At 34.6% G+C, this 18,705-nt stretch carries 13 protein-coding genes; all 13 read left to right on the top strand.

All coding sequences use genetic code 11. The features are described 5' to 3' along the window. The first annotated feature begins 6 nt into the window (after positions 1-6). Positions 7-1,695: an arabinan endo-1,5-alpha-L-arabinosidase gene (locus ACFQ0I_RS13165; RefSeq protein ID WP_379942977.1), complete on the top strand. Its 1,689-nt coding sequence runs from the start codon at positions 7-9 to the stop codon at positions 1,693-1,695. 4 nt (positions 1,696-1,699) lie between these two features. Beyond that, positions 1,700-2,689, top strand: a complete 990-nt coding sequence (locus ACFQ0I_RS13160; RefSeq protein WP_379942975.1) for a glycoside hydrolase family 43 protein — start codon at positions 1,700-1,702, stop codon at positions 2,687-2,689. Between the two features lie 9 nt (positions 2,690-2,698). Beyond that, complete coding sequence (locus tag ACFQ0I_RS13155) at positions 2,699-3,682, top strand: arabinan endo-1,5-alpha-L-arabinosidase (RefSeq protein WP_379942973.1); 984 nt, start codon at positions 2,699-2,701, stop codon at positions 3,680-3,682. Between the two features lies 1 nt (position 3,683). Next, complete coding sequence (locus ACFQ0I_RS13150) at positions 3,684-6,044, top strand: beta-L-arabinofuranosidase domain-containing protein (RefSeq protein WP_379942971.1); 2,361 nt, start codon at positions 3,684-3,686, stop codon at positions 6,042-6,044. Between the two features lie 238 nt (positions 6,045-6,282). Next, positions 6,283-7,623 carry an MFS transporter gene (locus ACFQ0I_RS13145; RefSeq protein WP_379942969.1) on the top strand — a complete coding sequence of 447 codons (1,341 nt, stop codon included), beginning with the start codon at positions 6,283-6,285 and terminating at the stop codon, positions 7,621-7,623. 1 nt (position 7,624) lies between these two features. Further along, entirely contained in the window at positions 7,625-8,572 is a 948-nt protein-coding gene (locus tag ACFQ0I_RS13140; RefSeq protein WP_379942967.1) for a glycoside hydrolase family 43 protein, read from the top strand. A 9-nt stretch (positions 8,573-8,581) separates the two neighbouring features. Next, a complete protein-coding gene (locus tag ACFQ0I_RS13135) occupies positions 8,582-10,597 on the top strand; it encodes an alpha-L-arabinofuranosidase C-terminal domain-containing protein (protein ID WP_379942966.1) in 2,016 nt (671 codons plus the stop codon). Positions 10,598-10,609: 12 nt separating this feature from the next. Next, positions 10,610-11,449 carry an alpha/beta hydrolase gene (locus ACFQ0I_RS13130; RefSeq protein WP_379942965.1) on the top strand — a complete coding sequence of 280 codons (840 nt, stop codon included), beginning with the start codon at positions 10,610-10,612 and terminating at the stop codon, positions 11,447-11,449. 72 nt (positions 11,450-11,521) lie between these two features. After that, complete coding sequence (locus ACFQ0I_RS13125) at positions 11,522-13,213, top strand: ribulokinase (protein ID WP_379942963.1); 1,692 nt, start codon at positions 11,522-11,524, stop codon at positions 13,211-13,213. Continuing rightward, entirely contained in the window at positions 13,197-13,898 is a 702-nt protein-coding gene (locus ACFQ0I_RS13120) for an L-ribulose-5-phosphate 4-epimerase (RefSeq protein ID WP_379942962.1), read from the top strand. Before ACFQ0I_RS13125 ends, ACFQ0I_RS13120 begins: the two co-directional genes overlap by 17 nt. A gap of 21 nt (positions 13,899-13,919) precedes the next feature. Beyond that, a complete protein-coding gene (araA, locus tag ACFQ0I_RS13115) occupies positions 13,920-15,428 on the top strand; it encodes an L-arabinose isomerase (RefSeq protein WP_379942961.1) in 1,509 nt (502 codons plus the stop codon). Between the two features lie 21 nt (positions 15,429-15,449). Next, positions 15,450-16,652 carry an aldose epimerase family protein gene (locus ACFQ0I_RS13110; protein ID WP_379942959.1) on the top strand — a complete coding sequence of 401 codons (1,203 nt, stop codon included), beginning with the start codon at positions 15,450-15,452 and terminating at the stop codon, positions 16,650-16,652. A gap of 11 nt (positions 16,653-16,663) precedes the next feature. After that, positions 16,664-18,367, top strand: coding sequence for a sodium:solute symporter (locus ACFQ0I_RS13105; RefSeq protein WP_379942958.1), 1,704 nt, complete (start codon positions 16,664-16,666; stop codon positions 18,365-18,367). Positions 18,368-18,705 lie beyond the last annotated feature (338 nt).

The raw sequence follows: 18,705 nt of genomic DNA, 5'->3' as shown, positions 1-18,705 counted from the left end.
TGAAAAATGCAAAATATTAAAATCGGAACTAAGTTGGCAATCTTGTTGTTGGCGTGTTTTGTAGCTAGTTGTTCAAAAGATGATGGAATTGATCAACCAAAAGCAGGAACTGTTATAAGTAAAGATTGTTCTGGAACTACTCAAATAATTAAATATGCAGATGGAAAGGGTGGCTATACCATTAATAATATTGAAAACTCGGTGGAGTGTGGTTACGTACAACCCGTATCCTTTAATGGACCAACCTATCCAGATAATTATTCTCCAATAGCATCATGGGGAAGTAGGGCTCAATGGAACTTGGCTAATGTCCACGATCCAACAGTTGAAAAAAGCGGCGACTATTATTACATGTATCAAACCGACGCATCTTATGGCAATGCACATGATGGTCATGGACATTTTCATCACAGGCGTTCAAAAGATTTAATAAATTGGGAATATCGCGATTTTTCAATGGCAACAGTTCCTGCTTGGGTTAAGGATTCGTTAAATAATAAACGGGCGAAAATGAGTCCTGCATTGCCTCCAATCGATAATCCTGAATATGGTTATTGGGCCCCATATATTAAAAAAGTGGCAGCCAATAAGTATAGAATGTACTATAGTATTGTTGTTTTAGCTCCTATTGTTGGAACCGATTATAACTCATCTTGGTCTGAAAGGGCATTTATTGGTCTAGCCGAAACAGATGATTTAGCATCTAATAATTGGATTGATAAAGGCATGGTGGTATGTTCTGTGGCAGATGGTTTAGAAACGTATACCAGAACAAGTGGGAATGATTGGAGCGGATATTTTAAATATAATGCCATAGACCCAACAATGGTTATAACTAAAGAAGGGGAACATTGGTTAATTTATGGATCCTGGCATTCAGGTATCGCGGCAGTAAAATTAAATCCAGCTACCGGAAAACCTGATAAGTTAGAGACATTATCAGACTATGGTATAACGATAGCCAAACGAGGTAATAGCAGGTGGCAAGCTTCTGAAGGACCTGAAATTATTTATAATCCAGATACCGATTATTATTATCTGTTTTTGGCTTATGATGAGTTGTCTGTAGCGTATAATACGCGCGTAGCTCGATCCAGAAATATTGCTGGTCCTTATTTGGGAATTAACGGAGCAAATGTATCAAGTGGTGCGGATTGCTATCCAATGCTTACGCATCCATATAGTTTCAAAAATCATACGGGATGGGTAGGTTTCTCACATTGCTCGGTTTTTCAAAATCCAGATACAAAGCAGTGGTTTTATGCATCTCAAGCACGTTTACCAGAAAACGTTCCAGGAATTTCAGTTTCAAATGCAATAATGATGGGACATGTTAGGGAAATTCAATGGACCGAAGATGGCTGGCCAGTTGTAGCACCAGAAAGATATGCTGGGGTGCCAAAAACTGAGATTTCTGAAACATCATTCATTGGTACATGGGAACATATTGAAATGAAATATCAGTATAAAACCATTCAAAATGCGTCAACTATATATTTAACAGCTGACAAAAAAGTAAGTGGAGGTATAACAGGTTCTTGGTCTTACGATAGTGCTGCTAAAACATTAACTATTAACGGTGTAAAATGCAAAGTGAATGATGCTTGGGATTGGGAAGCTTCAACGAGAAAAGTAACAATAACCTATTCAGGTCTTACTTCAGGAGGTTTGCCTGTTTGGGGAAAGAAAATTTAATAATATGAAGAATTTATATATACTGGTTTTTTTAGTAATTATAGTTTCATGCAATTCGAAAAAAGAAAATACGATTATACAATCGAACGCATCTGAAACTGTTGAAAAATCATTAAAGATTAATAATCCCATTGTAACAGATAAATACACTGCTGATGCTGCAGCTATTGTTTTTAATGATAAAGTGTATTTGTATGCAGGTCATGATGTTGCACCTAACGATTTTAATTTTTATAAAATGGAAGAGTGGTTGGTGTACTCTTCATCAGATATGGTGCATTGGGAAGAACATCCAGTACCACTTAAAACAACCGATTTTAAATGGGCATCTGGCGACGCTTGGGCTTCTCAAGTTATAGAGCGTAATGGTAAATTTTATTGGTATGTAACTGTTGAGCACGGAAGTATTCGAGGGAAAGCTATTGGTGTTGCTGTATCTACTAGTCCTATTGGACCATTTAAAGATGCTCTAGGAAAAGCTTTAATTACTAACGATATGACTACACAAACAGAAATCGGTTGGGACGATATTGATCCTTCAGTTATGATTGATGATGATGGTCAAGCGTACTTGTTTTGGGGAAACACAGTTTGTCATTATGCAAAACTTAATGAAAATATGCTTGAACTAGATGGTCCAATTGAAACTATAGATTTACCAAATTTTACCGAAGCTCCTTGGATTCATAAAAAAGGAGACTGGTACTATTTATCATATGCATATCAATTTCCTGAAAAAATAGCCTATGCTATGAGTAAATCTATTAATGGTCCGTGGGAGTTTAAAGGGATTTTAAACGAATTAGCTGGAAACTCTAACACAAACCATCAAGCGATTTTAGAATTTAAAGGTGTAGATTACTTTATTTATCACACAGGAGGTATTCAACCCAATGGAGGAAGTTTTAGACGTTCGGTTTGTGTTGATAGACTTTATTATAATGCAGATGGCACAATGAAACGTGTTATCATGACTTCAGAAGGTATTCAATAAATTAAGAACATGAAAAAAATAAAAAGTTTTATCCTTTTACCAGTAGTATTAATAGCCATGGTTTCTTGTGCTCAACAAAGACCAATTACCCACGATCCAGTGGTGGCTAAACAAGGTGACACCTATTATTTATTCTGTACAGGACCTGGTATTACAAGTTTTACTTCAAAAGATTTAAAAACTTGGAAACAAGCAGATCCTATTTTCGCTGAAGAGCCAAAATGGGCTAAAGATGTAGCTCCAGGATTTAACGGACATATTTGGGCGCCAGATATTTCATTTTATAACGGAACATATTACCTATATTATTCTGTGTCTGCTTTTGGTAAAAACACTTCAGCTATTGGTTTAGTTACAAATACTTCTTTAAATCCTAAAGATGAAAATTATAAATGGGAAGACCAAGGTATTGTTATTCAGTCTGTACCAGGTAGAGATTTATGGAATGCAATAGATCCGAATTTAATTTTTGACGAAAGTGGAACGCCATGGTTAGCTTTTGGTTCTTTCTGGAGTGGATTAAAAATGGTAAAAATGAATGACAGTTTAAAAACAGTTGCAAAACCTGAAGAATGGTACACTATTGCGAGACGAGATAGAGATAGCAATCTAGATGATAAAGATGCGGGTAATGCCGCTTTAGAAGGGCCATTCATTTTTAAAAAAGCTGATTATTACTATCAATTTTTATCATGGGATTACTGTTGTCGCGGGGATAAAAGCACCTATAAATTGGTTGTAGGTCGTTCAAAATTTGTGACTGGACCATATGTAGATAAAGATGGTAAGGAACTTAATCAAGGAGGAGGGTCTTTAGTAATTGAAGGTAACAAAAATTGGTATGGCGTTGGGCATAATAGCGTATTTACCTTTGATGGTAAGGATTATACATTTATGCATGGTTATGATGCGAGCGATAATGGAAAACCAAAATTGATTGTGAAAGAAGTATCATGGACTGATGGCTGGCCCGTTGTAAAACCAATGGATTAGAATGAAAAATTGTGTAATTAGTATTATTTTAATTGGTTTTTTTAGTGTAAAAGCGCAGCAAAGGGTGGATTTGTTTCCTTTGGAAGCTGTTTCCGTAACTTCAGGGGTTTTTAAACAAGCTGCAGAGACGGATTTTAACTATATTCAACAGTTAGACCCCGACCGACTTCTTGCACCTTATTTAAGAGAAGCCGGATTGAAGCCCAAAGCACCATCATATACTAATTGGGAAAATACAGGGCTAGATGGTCATACACTTGGTCATTATTTGTCTGCTTTATCTATGTATTTTGCTTCAACGAAAGACAAAAAGGCAGAAACCTTAATTGATTATGTTTTATCGGAATTAAAAAGTGTACAAAAGGCTAATGGCAATGGCTATATTGGTGGTATTCCTAAAAGTGATGATTTATGGAACGAAGTTAAAGCAGGAAAAATAACTGCAGGTAGTTTTAGTTTGAATGACAGATGGGTACCACTTTATAATATACATAAGGCCTTTGCCGGATTAAAGGATGCTTGGATCCATGCTAGAAAATCAGAAGCAAAAAACATGTTAATACCAATGACCGATTGGTTTGTAAATGTTACAGAAAACTTATCTGAAGCTCAGGTACAGGATATGTTACGTTCTGAACATGGAGGGCTTAATGAAGTTTTTGCAGAGGTTCACCATATTACAGGAGATTCTAAATATTTAGAATTAGCAAAGCGATTTTCTGAACGTGCCTTATTAAATCCATTGGCTGTTAATGAAGATATTTTAACAGGAATGCATGCCAATACTCAAATTCCTAAATTTATTGGCTTTGAAAGAATTAATCAAATGGAGGCAGCTAAAACCTATCATGATGCAGCCTTAAATTTTTATAACAATATCGTAAACCATCGTTCATTAAGTATTGGGGGGAATAGTGTGAGGGAGCATTTTAACCCAATCGATGATTTTAGTTCGGTTTTATCTAGCGAGCAAGGTCCGGAAACCTGTAACACGTATAATATGCTCAAATTGAGCAAAATGTTTTTTGAAGGTTCTGCAGATGCTGGGTATATCGATTTTTATGAACGTGGACTTTACAATCATATTTTATCTTCTCAAAATCCCAATGGCGGATTCGTTTATTTTACTCCAATGCGCCCAGGGCATTATAGGGTTTATTCACAGCCCGAAACAAGTTTTTGGTGTTGTGTAGGCTCCGGAATGGAAAATCATACCAAGTATAACGAACTCATTTATGCAAAAACGGACGATGCACTTTATGTGAATCTGTTTGTTCCTTCAACGGTGAAATGGAAAGAAAAAAGTGCAATACTTACACAACAAACCAATTTTCCTGAAGACCCTAAAACTGTTTTAATTTGGACGGGTCAACGGAAAACAAAAACTACCATAATGTTGCGCTACCCAAGTTGGGTTAAAAAGGGTACTTTAAAAGTTTCCATTAATGGTGAATCTCAAGAAATAAACGCCAAACCTGGAACATACATCGTGCTTAATCGGAAATGGACAAATGGCGATCGTATTGAAATGCAGCTGCCCATGCAATTAAGTTTAGAAGAAATTCAAGATAATTCGGGGTACGTATCTGTAAAATATGGTCCTATTGTACTTGCAGCCAAAACAGGTACAGATAATCAGGATGGTTTGTTTGCAGATGATAGTCGGGGTGGTCATATTGCAAATGGTCCTTTTCTCCCCATAGACGAAGCACCCATATTCCTTGCTGAAAACAGTAATAACATTTTAAAAAATATTAAGCCTATTTTGGGATACCCTTTAAAGTTTTCGGCCTCGGCAGTATTGTATCCTGATAAATATAAAAACGTGTTCTTACAACCGTTTTATACGATACACGAAAAACGTTATTCTATTTATTTCAAAGTAGAAAGTCAGGATGGGTTAGCAGAAATGCAACGAAATTTAATCGAAAAACAGAAAGCAGAATCTCATTTAGTATCGATAACCTTAGATTATGTGGCTTCAGGTGAACAGCAACCAGAGGCTGATCACGATATTAAATCTGAAAAATCTAATAGTGGATTACATCAAAATCGCCATTGGCGCGATGCCACAGGTTGGTTTAGTTACAATCTTAAAAATAAGGAAAATAGAGCTAAAACAATACGTGTTACTTATTTTGGAAAGGATGCCGGAAGGAAGTTTAAAATTTTAGTTAATGGTGTAGAAATAGCAGCTGTTGAGTTAAATGGCTCCAAAGGTGAAACATTTTTTGATGTGGACTATAGTTTACCTGAATCTGTGGTTGACAAAGACGTATTGACCGTACGTTTTGAAGCCGATAAAAATTCATCAACAGCAGGAGTATACGGTGTTCGCTTAATTAGCCTTAATACAAATTAAAACAACAAGTTGAACTTTACAGTATCAATTCATTTTTAAGACTGTATTAAATCTAAAGACTTAAATTTTTTCATTTTAAAGAATAAATTCAAGAGATATATCAAAAATGAAATTAACAATAATGAAATTATAATTCTATATCACCAACCGAGGGTTAATATGGAACATTAAACCAACTAAATGGCACAAGTGATAATCACTTAGCTGTTGAATATTTTAAACATTTAGAAAATAATTTATGAAATCTAACAGTCAAAAGTTAAGCATACTTGAAAAAATAGGATATGGATCAGGAGATGCAGCAGTCAATGTCGTTATCTCTTCCATGTTTCTAATTATTACATTTTTTTATACAGATGTTTATGGTTTAAAACCTACGGACATGGCATTAATGTTCTTGTTGGTTAGGTTTATCGATGCGATAACGGATCCACTTATGGGACTTATAACTGATAAGTTTACAACAAAATGGGGGCGTTACAGGCACTATTTTTTGTTCTTGTCAGTGCCTTTCGGAATTTCAGTTTTCTTAACATTTACAACGCCAGGGTTTGATTACACAGGTAAACTAATTTATGCTTATATCACTTATATATTTGTAACACTAATGTTTACTTCTGTCACAATTCCATACATTTCTTTAATAGGGGTATTAACTAGTGATCCAAAAGAAAGATTATCTGCGAATGGCTTTCGACTTTTCTTTGCAAAAGTTGCTGCTTTTCTTGTTTCTATAGTTGTGCCTATAATGGCAGAAAAATTGGGTAAAAATGATTTGGCGAAAGGATATCAACTAGCAATGGGAACAATGGCATTACTAGGAACACTTTTATTTTTGTTTAGCTTCTATACAACTAAAGAACGTGTAGAACATGTGGTCGATAAAACACCATTGCTCGAACAATTCAAACTACTAGTTAAAAATGGTCAATGGACACTATTATTTGGAGTCTGTTTTACAGGAACAGTAGGCTATGTTATTCGTGGTTCGGTAGCTATATTCTATGCAAAGTATTTTCTTGGCGGTGATGCTACAGTTCAATCAACTTTTATGGCAACAGGTGTTGTTGCAGCAATCTTAGCCATGCCAGTTTCTACATTTATTACGAAACGTTATTGTAAAGTGAAGCTTTTTAAATATTCACAACTTGCAGTTGGAGTTATTAGTTTAGTGATGTTTGTGATTATTAAACCCGGAGATTTAATATTAGCTTACTTCATGTACTTTATATTATCATTTGTAGTCGATTTACATGCGCCTGTTTTCTGGTCGGCTATTGCTGAGGCTGTAGATCATGGACATGCAGAGACTGGCAAACGTGTGTCTGGACTTTCGTTTGGAGGTATTTCTTTTGCTCAAAAAGCCGGAATGGGAGTAGCAGGCGCAGCAGTTGGTTATTTGTTAGACATTTTTGGTTATATACCAGATAAGGTACAGACAGAAACCGCATTAATGGGTTTTGCTCTAATGCTAACAATCATCCCAGGAATATTTCATGTTATTATGGGCGGTCTTATGTTCCGATATAAAATAACTGATGAATATTATGAAACTATTAAAACAAAATTAAACATTTAAAATGACTAGAATTTTCAAGAACGCTCCTGTTGTTGAACAACGTGCAGATCCGTTTATTTATAAGCACTCAGATGGTTATTATTATTTTACAGGTTCTATACCAACATATGACTCAATCGAGCTTAGAAGGGCTAAAACTATTCGTGAATTACAAGATGCTGAAACCTTCCATGTTTGGTATAAACATGATAGAGGGCCTATGAGTCAGCATATTTGGGCACCAGAGATTCATTATTTAGATGGAAAATGGTATATATATTTTGCAGCAAGTGAAGTTGATGATATTTGGAAATTAAGACCTTACGTACTTGAATGTAAAGGGCAAGATCCATTAAAAGATGAATGGGTGGAACTTGGACAAATGCAGGCAGCCGAAGGCGATAATAAAACATTTATTGATTTTTCACTAGATGGAACGATCTTCGAAAATAATGGTAAGCGATATTTTTGCTGGGCTGAAAAAACCGGTGGGCAGTTTGCAGCTTCTAATTTGTATCTAGCTGAAATGGAATCGCCAATTAAGCTAAAGACAGCTCAGTTTATGTTGACTACACCTGATTATGATTGGGAGAGAATAGATTTTTGGGTAAATGAAGGACCCGCAGTAATAAAAAATAAAGGCAAAATTTATATCACGTTTTCAGCAAGTGCAACAGGCGCTTGTTATTGCATGGGAATGATGGAAGCTGATGCAGCATCCGATTTATTAGATAGAAATTCATGGAAAAAATCTAGATATCCTGTTTTAGAAACAGATTATGAAAAAGGTATTTATGGTCCAGGGCATAACAGTTTTACCGTTTCAGAAGATGGAGTTCCTTTAAGTATTTATCATGCTAGAGATTACGAAAATATTATTGGTGACCCTTTATATGATCCCAACCGACACGCAAGAGTTATGGAAGTAAAATTTGACGAGTCCGGAAAACCACTATTCGAGTATTATTAAATTTAAGTTATGAAACTCCAATTTTTAGTTAACAAACTTTTTATCCCTTTTTTAGTTGCGAGCTTATTCAGTTTTAAGGCGATAGGCCAACTGAAAGCTACATCGTCTTCGAATGAAACTATCAATCTAGTTGTAGACTTAAATGCTACAGGTGTAAAAATACAACCAACTATGTATGGTATCTTTTTCGAGGATATCAACTTTGCTGCAGATGGTGGTTTGTACGCTGAAATGGTTAAAAATCGATCTTTTGAATTTTTGGATTCTAAAATGGGTTGGTTAGAACCAAATAGTAATAAACTTAGTCTTAACAATCAATCAGGTTATTTGAGCCCTATAAAATATGCTGGACAAAACACGAATCAAACGTACGCAAGAGTGGAAGTTAAAGGCCCTAAATACGAATTGATTAATGAGGGTTTTAGAGGCATGGGAGTTAAAAAAGATGCCAAATATAACCTGACTATTAATGCTAAAAAGTTTAGTGGAGATATCACAAAAATTAAGATTCAATTTATTGATTCTTTAAATAATGTTTTAGGGGAAACAATTATTCTGCCAAAAGGAAAGAACTGGAAAAGTTACGAGACTCAGTTAACAGCTTCAAAAACTATATTGAAGACGAAATTGAAATTCACTTTTGAAGGAACTGGAGAAATAGATTTGGATATGATATCGTTATTTCCTGTTGATACATGGAAAGGTAGAAAAAAAGGCCTTCGTAAAGATTTAGTGCAATTATTAGACGATTTAAATCCTGGATTCTTAAGATTTCCAGGTGGATGTATAGTTGAAGGAAGAACCTTGGCAAGACGATACCAATGGAAAAAAACTATTGGTAATATTGAAGATAGAGAGTTGTTGGTAAACCGTTGGAATACCGAGTTTGCCCACAAACCAGCACCAGATTACTACCAAAGTTTTGGTTTAGGTTTCTTTGAATATTTCTTGCTTTCCGAAGATTTGGGTGCTGAGCCATTACCAATTTTAAGTTGTGGAATTGCTTGTCAGTTCAATACTGGAGAATTAGTTCCAATGGAAGAATTAGATCCTTATGTGCAAGACGCATTAGATTTAATCGAGTTTGCTAATGGTAGTATTTCAACTTCTTGGGGAAAACTTCGCGCAGATATGGGACATCCAGAGCCTTTCAATGTAAAATATTTAGGCATTGGAAACGAACAATGGGGCGAAGCTTACATAGAACGTTACGAAGTATTTCATAAGGCAATTAAGGCTAAATACCCAGAAATCGTACTTGTTTCAGGAAGCGGACCTTTTCCTGATGGCGATTATTTTGAATACGGCTGGGAAGAGCTGAAAAAATTGAATGTTGAAATTGTAGATGAACATTACTATCGCCAACCGCAATGGTTTAGGGACAATGCTAATAGATATGATAGTTATGATCGAAATGGTCCAAAAGTATTCGCTGGTGAATACGCGGCTCATCCGAAAGATGTTGAAGATGGTTCAAAAGAGAACAATTGGGAAACTGCTCTTTCTGAAGCTGCTTTTATGACAGGTTTAGAACGTAATGCAGATGTAGTTAATTTAACTTCATACGCTCCGTTAATGGCCCATGTTGATGCGTTTCAGTGGGCACCAGACATGATTTGGTTTAATAATTTAGAATCTTATGGAACAGCAAATTACTATGTTCAAAAGTTATATGGAAACAATTCAGGAACAGATCTCATAGCTATTACTCGAGATGGTAAAGCTGTAACTGGACAAAATGATTTGTATGCTACTGCAGCCAAAGATATGATAAAGAAAGAAGTTATTATCAAATTGGTAAATACCTCAAATCAACCTAAAAGTATAATTATTGATCTCACAGGATATAAGTTAAAATCAAAGGGTGAAATTATTGTTTTATCTCATCCTAATTTAATGGGTATAAACTCTTTTGAAGACCCCTTCACAATTAGTCCAAAAGAAACAGAATATATACTTAAACGGAATAAGGCTGAACTGAGTTTACAACCATATTCCTTTTCTATTTTAAAATTTAATTTATAATCTTTTTTAAAGATGGATTTATTTAATAAACCGTATGTATTTCTTTTATTAATTGGTTTCTGTGCTCAAGTATTTTCACAATCTGAAATTCAAAGAGCACCTAAAGGTTTCGATGTTATTAATGATAACATTTCTCATGGTAATGTAGAATCGGTACAATATAATTCTATAACCGTTGGGGTTGTTCGTAATGTAAATGTATATACACCTCCTGGATATTCCAATAAACTTCGGTACCCAGTGCTTTATTTATTGCATGGTATCGGAGGCGATGAAAATGAATGGTTGGCAGGTGGAAATGCCAAAGCGATTTTGGATAATTTATATGCCGAAAATAAACTAGCACCTATGATAGTTGTTTTTCCAAATGGAAGAGCCAAAGAAAATGATAGGGTTGAAGGTGATATTTTTTCAGCAGAAAATGTAGAAGCATTTATGAATTTTGAGAGGGATTTGCTAACAGATTTAATTCCATTTATTGAAGCTAATTATTCCGTTTTAAACGATAGATCTCATAGAGCAATAGCAGGATTATCAATGGGTGGTGGACAGTCGTTAAATTTTGGTTTAGGAAATTTAGATACATTTTCTTGGATTGGGGGATTTTCGTCGGCACCAAATACAAAATTACCAAACGAGTTAATTCCAAATCCATCAGCTATGGCCTTTCCAATTTATTTGTTGTGGATTTCATGTGGAGAAGACGATGAATTATTACTGTTTAGTACGCGAACACATAATTATTTAGAGCAAAATCAAATTATGCACATTTGGTATAAAGAATCTGGGGCACATGATTTTGAAGTTTGGAAGAATGATTTGTATTTGTTTTCCCAAAATTTATTTAAATAAAAATACAAGTGTTTTTTTTACACTTATAAAATAAAAATACTATATTTGTTTAAATGTTAAAAAGTTTTTGAAATGAATAATTATGTAATTGGGTTAGATTATGGGTCGGATTCTGTGAGAGCAGTGTTAATAGATACCGTTACAGGAAATGAGTTAGCCTCAAGTGTTCACTATTATCAGAGATGGAAAAGCGGCTTGTATTGTGATGCTACAATCAATCAATTCCGGCAGCATCCATTAGATCATATTGAAGGATTAGAGAATACAATAAAATCTGTAGTAATAAAAAGTGGTGTAAAACCTGAAGACATTAAAGGGATTTGTATCGATACAACAGGCTCATCGCCAATTCCAGTGGCTAAAGATGGAACACCGTTGGCTATGGTTAAAGGTTTTGAGGACAATCCTAATGCCATGATGATTTTATGGAAAGATCATACAGCCATTGAAGAAGCAAATGAAATAAATACACTTGCCGCAAATTGGGGAGGTGAAGATTTTACAAAGTATGAAGGAGGAATTTATTCATCAGAATGGTTTTGGGCTAAAATATTACATGTGATAAGAGAAGACGAAGCCGTTAAAAATGCAGCGCACACGTGGTTAGAACATTGTGATTTAATGACCTATTTATTGATTGAAGATAAAGATTTAAAAACTTTTAAAAGAAGTCGATGTGCTGCAGGCCATAAAGCAATGTGGCATAGAGACTGGGATGGTTTACCTCCGGAAGAATTTTTGGGTCAGTTGCATCCTTATTTGGCTGAACTAAGAGGGAATTTATATAACGAAACATACACATCTGATGTTGTTGCCGGTAATCTTAATACCGAATGGGCCCAAAAATTGGGATTAACAACAAAAACAGTAATAGCAGTAGGAACTTTTGATGCACATTCTGGAGCAGTGGGCGCTAAAATAGACGAGCATACCTTGGTAAGAGTTATGGGGACATCTACTTGCGACATTATGGTTTCTCCGCATAAAGTAATTGGAACAAAAACAGTTCGCGGTATTTGTGGGCAGGTTGATGGTTCGGTAATACCTGGATTAGTAGGTTTAGAAGCAGGGCAATCGGCATTCGGTGACGTTCTAGCCTGGTTTAAAAGTGTGCTGAGTTGGCCTATTGATAATCTAGTGATGAATTCTAATTTACTTTCAGACGATGTTAAACAAAAACTTCAGGCCGAAATTGATGCAAAATTTATAAGAACCTTAGCAGAACAGGCCGAAAATATACCATTATCAGAAAGTATTCCAACAGCATTAGATTGGATAAACGGTCGCAGGACACCAGACGCAAATCAGGAGTTAAAAAGCGCCATGAGTAATTTGTCTCTTGGCACAAAAGCACCACACATTTTTAAGGCTTTGGTAAATGCTATTTGCTTTGGTTCAAAAATGATTGTCGATCGTTTTGAAAGCGAGGGGGTTAAAATTGAATCAGTTATTGGTATTGGAGGTGTTGCTAGAAAATCCCCATTTATAATGCAAACATTGGCTAATGTTTTAAATATGCCGGTAAAAGTAGCAGAATCTGATCAAGCACCAGCGTTAGGAGCCGCAATTTATGCAGCCGTAGCTGCCGGTATTTACCCAAATGTTATTGAAGCCAGCAAAAATATGGGAAGTGATTTTGAGGCAGAATATTTTCCACAGGCAGATTATGTTAAAGTATATAAACACCGAATGGAATCATATAAAACCTTAGGGGAATTTATTGAAAATACTATAAAATCTAAAGAATATGAATTCCAAGTTTAAAGCATTAAAAGAAGAATGTTATGAGGCTAATATGCAACTAAACGCTTTAAATTTAGTAGTATATACGTTCGGAAATGTTAGCGCGGTTGATAGAAAAAATGGAGTATTTGCCATTAAACCAAGTGGTGTTGCTTATGAGGTTTTAAAACCAGAAGACATTGTAATTGTTGATTTTGAAAACACAATTATTGAAGGCAGCATGCGCCCTTCTTCAGACACAAAAACGCATTCTTACCTATACAAGAATTGGGATGATATAGGAGGTATAGCGCATACACATGCTAAGTATTCCGTGGCATGGGCACAATCTCAGTTGGATATTCCCATTTTTGGAACTACTCATGCAGATCATTTAACTTCAGATATTCCGTGCGCACCACCTATGAGTGATACACTTATTGAAGGTAATTATGAGCACAATACTGGTATTCAAATAATTGATTGTTTTAGTAGCAAGGGGATTTCCCACAAGGAAGTTGAAATGATTCTTATTGGAAATCATGGCCCATTTACATGGGGGAAAGATGCGGCTAAAGCTGTATATAATAGTAAAGTCTTAGAAGTGATTGCGGAAATGGCTTATTTAACAAGGCAAATTAATCCTGAAGCATCAAGACTTAAAGATTCATTAATAAAAAAACACTACGAACGTAAACATGGAAAAAACTCCTATTACGGACAATAATAATTTTAAATAATTTACAAAATGATAGATATATCTCAAAAGGAAATTTGGTTTGTTACTGGAAGCCAACATTTATATGGTGAAGAAACCTTAAAACAAGTTGCTAAAAACTCTCAGGAAATAGTTAAAGGGTTTAATGTTTCATCACATATACCAGTAAAAATCGTTTTTAAACCTACAGTAAAATCTCCCGAAGAAATTACAAACGTATGTCAAGAAGCAAATGCACAAAAAAATTGTATTGGTCTAATTACTTGGATGCATACTTTTTCACCCGCAAAAATGTGGATAGGGGGGCTAAATATTTTAAATAAACCAATTTGCCATTTACACACACAATTTAATGCGGAGATACCTTGGTCTTCGATTGATATGGATTTTATGAATTTAAATCAGTCGGCTCATGGTGATAGGGAATTTGGATTTATAATGTCCAGAATGCGTAAAAAACGGAAAGTAGTTGTTGGGCATTGGAGAGATATCCGTGTTCAGAAAAAATTAGGAATTTGGTCGCGTGTGGTGCTTGGTTGGGATGAATTACAAAACTTAAAAGTTGCTCGAATTGGTGATAATATGCGAGAAGTTGCCGTGACCGAAGGTGATAAAGTTGAAGCTCAAATTCGTTTCGGATTTTCGGTAAATGGTTATGATTCTTCGGATATAATTAAGCATATGAATAAGGTTTCTGAAACCGATTTAAATAATTTATTAGGGGTTTATGAAACTTCTTATGAACTAACTCCTTCTCTTAGAAAAGGAGGAAATAAGAGACAATCATTAGTTGACGCTGCAAAAATTGAATTAGGCTTAAGATCATTTTTAGACGAAGGAGGCTTTAAAGCCTTCACAGATACATTCGAAAATTTAGGAGAGCTAAAACAATTACCTGGAATCGCCACGCAACGCTTAATGGCTGATGGCTATGGTTTTGGAGGTGAAGGAGATTGGAAAACAGCTGCAATGGTGCGAGCTCTTAAAGTTATGAATTATGGATTAGAAGGTGGTACCTCTTTTATGGAAGATTATACGTATCATTTTACCCCTCAAAAATCTTATGTGTTAGGATCCCATATGTTAGAGATTTGCTCTTCAATTGCAGAAGGTATGCCTTCTTGTGAAGTGCATCCATTGGGTATTGGAGGAAAGGAAGATCCCGCTAGATTAGTATTTAATGTTGCTTCAGGTAATGCTATTAATGTGTCTTTAGTAGATATGGGTAACAGGTTTAGATTAATTGTAAATGAAGTTGAAGCCGTAAAACCTATGGCAGATTTACCAAAACTTCCTGTTGCTAGAGTATTGTGGGATGCTAAGCCTAATTTAGAAATTGCAGCCACGGCATGGATATTGGCTGGTGGCGCACATCATACGGTTTATAGTCAATCGGTTACTACAGAATTTATGGAGGATTTTGCCGATATAGCAGGTATAGAGTTGTTAGTTATAGATGATAAAACAACGGTAAGAGATTTTAAAGATAAAATCAATGCAAATGAAGCGTATTACAATATGTTTCAGCATCGATTGTAATTAACAAAACTAATCGCAATTATGAATATATTAAAAAAGGCATTCATATTTTATTGTCTATTTGGCGCGGCTTATTTAAGCATCCAATGTAAAGGTGATAAAAAAGAAGATAAAATGCTGGATACAAAAACCGAAACAAAAAGTAGTGTAATGATTTCAAAAGAGGATTTCGGACTTACTAGCGATAATACAAAAGTCGATAAGTTTATATTAAAAAATGATAATGGAATGGAAGTATCTATTATCACTTATGGTGGAATAATCACATCTTTAAAAGTGCCCAACAAAAAAAAGGTGGTTGAAGATGTTGTACTTGGTTTTGATTCTCTAGAACAATATTTGAATCCAGAATACATAAAAAATTGTCCTTTTTTTGGCGCTTTAATAGGTAGATATGGAAATAGGATAGCCAAAGGTGAATTTTCTATGGACGGTATTGATTATACGTTAGCTACAAATGATGGAAAAAATCATTTACACGGTGGTGCAAAAGGATTTGATAAAGTTGTATGGAGCGCTGTAGAAACTATATCTGATAGTATATCAGCGTCCTTGGTTTTAAACTACATGAGTAAAGATTTAGAAGAAGGCTATCCAGGTAATTTAAATACGTTGGTAACTTATACTTTAACTAATGATAATGTTTTAGAAGTTAAATATGAAGCCACCACAGATAAAAAGACTATTGTAAACCTTACACAACATTCATATTTTAATTTGTCTGGAGATTTTTCAAAGCCTATTTTAGATCATGAAATCACTATTAATGCAGATAAATTTATACCAGTTGATGCGACTTTAATTCCAACTGGAGAATTAAAAGATGTTTCAAACACGCCGTTTGACTTTAGGATTTCTAAAGCTATTGGGCAAGATATAAATGCTAAAGATGAACAATTAAAAAGAGGATTAGGCTATGATCATTGTTGGGTATTAAATAATCAGAATGAAGGAATGCGATTAGCTTCAACTGCGTATCATAGTGAAAGTGGTAGATTATTAGAGGTTTTTTCCGATCAACCTGGTATTCAGCTTTATACTGGTAATTTTTTAAAAGGAACGTTACCAAGCAAACAAGGAGGGACTTATAATTTTAGAACCGGTTTTTGTTTGGAAACACAACATTATCCTGATGCTCCAAATCAAAAGGGTTTTCCATCAGTTGTTTTAAACCCTGGCGATAAATACGAGACAAAAACAATCTTCAAATTTTCAACTAAATAAAACAATACTATATGCAAGCATTACAAACATTAGACTGGATTGTTATTGGTATTTTTGCCTTACTTCTCATAGGTATTATTGTTTATGTAGTAAAACAAAAACAACAAAGCTCAGATGATTATTTTTTAGGAGGAAGAGATGCAGGTTGGATCGCTATAGGCGCTTCTATTTTTGCTTCAAATATTGGTTCGGAGCACTTAATTGGATTGGCAGGAGCTGGCGCTTCTAGTGGTATGGCGATGGCGCACTGGGAAATTCAAGGGTGGATGATTTTAATTCTAGGTTGGGTGTTTGTGCCTTTTTATTCTAGAAGTATGGTTTATACCATGCCAGAGTTTTTAGAAAGACGTTACAATCCACAATCAAGAACTATTCTTTCTGTTATTTCATTAATAAGTTATGTGTTAACTAAAGTTGCTGTTACAGTGTATGCTGGTGGTTTGGTTTTTCAACAAGTTTTTGGAATTGATGAATTATGGGGTATAGACTTTTTCTGGATTGCTGCAATAGGATTAGTTTTAATAACAGCTTTATATACCATTTTTGGTGGTATGAAATCTGTATTGTACACATCGGTTTTACAAACGCCTATTTTATTATTAGGTTCTTTAATTATTGTAGTTCTAGGTTTAAAGGAACTTGGAGGTTGGAATGAAATGATTAAAATAGCAGGAGCGGTACCCGTAAATGATTATGGTGATACTATGGTCAATTTAATAAGAAGCAATAAGGATCAAGATTTTCCTTGGTTAGGTGCACTTATTGGGTCGTCCATTATTGGGTTTTGGTATTGGTGTACAGATCAATATATTGTTCAAAGAGTACTTTCTGGAAGAAATGTAAAAGAAGCAAGAAGAGGTACCATATTTGGAGCTTATTTAAAATTATTGCCGGTATTTTTATTTTTAATTCCTGGGATGATTGCTTTTGCCATTCATCAAAAACATGTTGGTGCAGGAGGAGAAGGCTTTTTACCTTATTTAGAAAATGGTGTTGCCAATGCTGATGCAGCGTTTCCAACCTTAGTAGCTAAATTATTACCAGCAGGAGTAAAAGGATTGGTTGTTTGTGGAATCTTGGCAGCTTTAATGAGTTCGCTAGCGTCTTTGTTTAACTCATCTGCAATGTTATTTACTATAGATTTTTATAAAAGAATAAAACCAGAAACGCCAGAGAAAAAATTGGTTAGAATCGGACAAATAGCAACCTTAGTAGTTGTAATACTAGGAATTCTTTGGATTCCAATTATGAGAAGTGTTGGCGATGTACTTTATACATATTTACAAGATGTTCAATCTGTTTTAGCACCGGGAATAGCCGCTGCATTTTTACTAGGTGTAACATGGAAAAGAACTTCTGCCTTAGGAGGAATGTGGGGTCTAATTTCTGGTCTTATAATTGGTTTAACGCGTTTAGGAGCCAAGGTATATTATTCAACTTCGATTGATGCAGGAGAATCTTTATTTAAGTATTTATTTTATGATTTAAACTGGTTATTTTTCTGTGGCTGGATGTTTTTGGTGTGTATTATGGTTGTTATTGGAGTTAGTTTAATAACAGAAGCACCTTCTGCCGAGAAAATTAAAGGTTTGGTTTTTGGCACTTCATCAAAAGAAGAATTAGCTGAAGAAAGACACTCTTGGAATAAGTGGGATGTAATTCATTCTTGCATTATTTTATTTATTACAGGCATGTTTTATTGGTATTTCTGGTAAAAGGAATAACCTATTTTGTTTTCAAAAAAACCTGCTCTAATATATTAGAGCAGGTTTTTTAGTTTGAATACCATTTTATAATTATCATAACTAAAATGATTGTGAATATTAAAGTTAATCCTTTAAATCGGAATTAACGTTAGTTATGAAATTGTTTCTACAAAAAAATAGTAACGCACTTTAAATTAGTTATGTATTGCAAAATCTTAAATCCTTTTTGGAATGTTTTTAATTAGAGTTTGTAATTCAAAAAAGGATAATAAAATTATAATCAATAATACAAATCGCAGTTTAAATTGTAATTGGTATTATTAATTATTTAATTCAAACAGATATAA

The organism is Mariniflexile aquimaris (assembly GCF_042676825.1).
Classification (GTDB): Bacteria; Bacteroidota; Bacteroidia; order Flavobacteriales; family Flavobacteriaceae; genus Mariniflexile; species Mariniflexile aquimaris.
The sequence above is the reverse complement of the archived record's forward strand: the minus strand, read 5'-3'. Positions and strand labels throughout refer to the sequence as shown.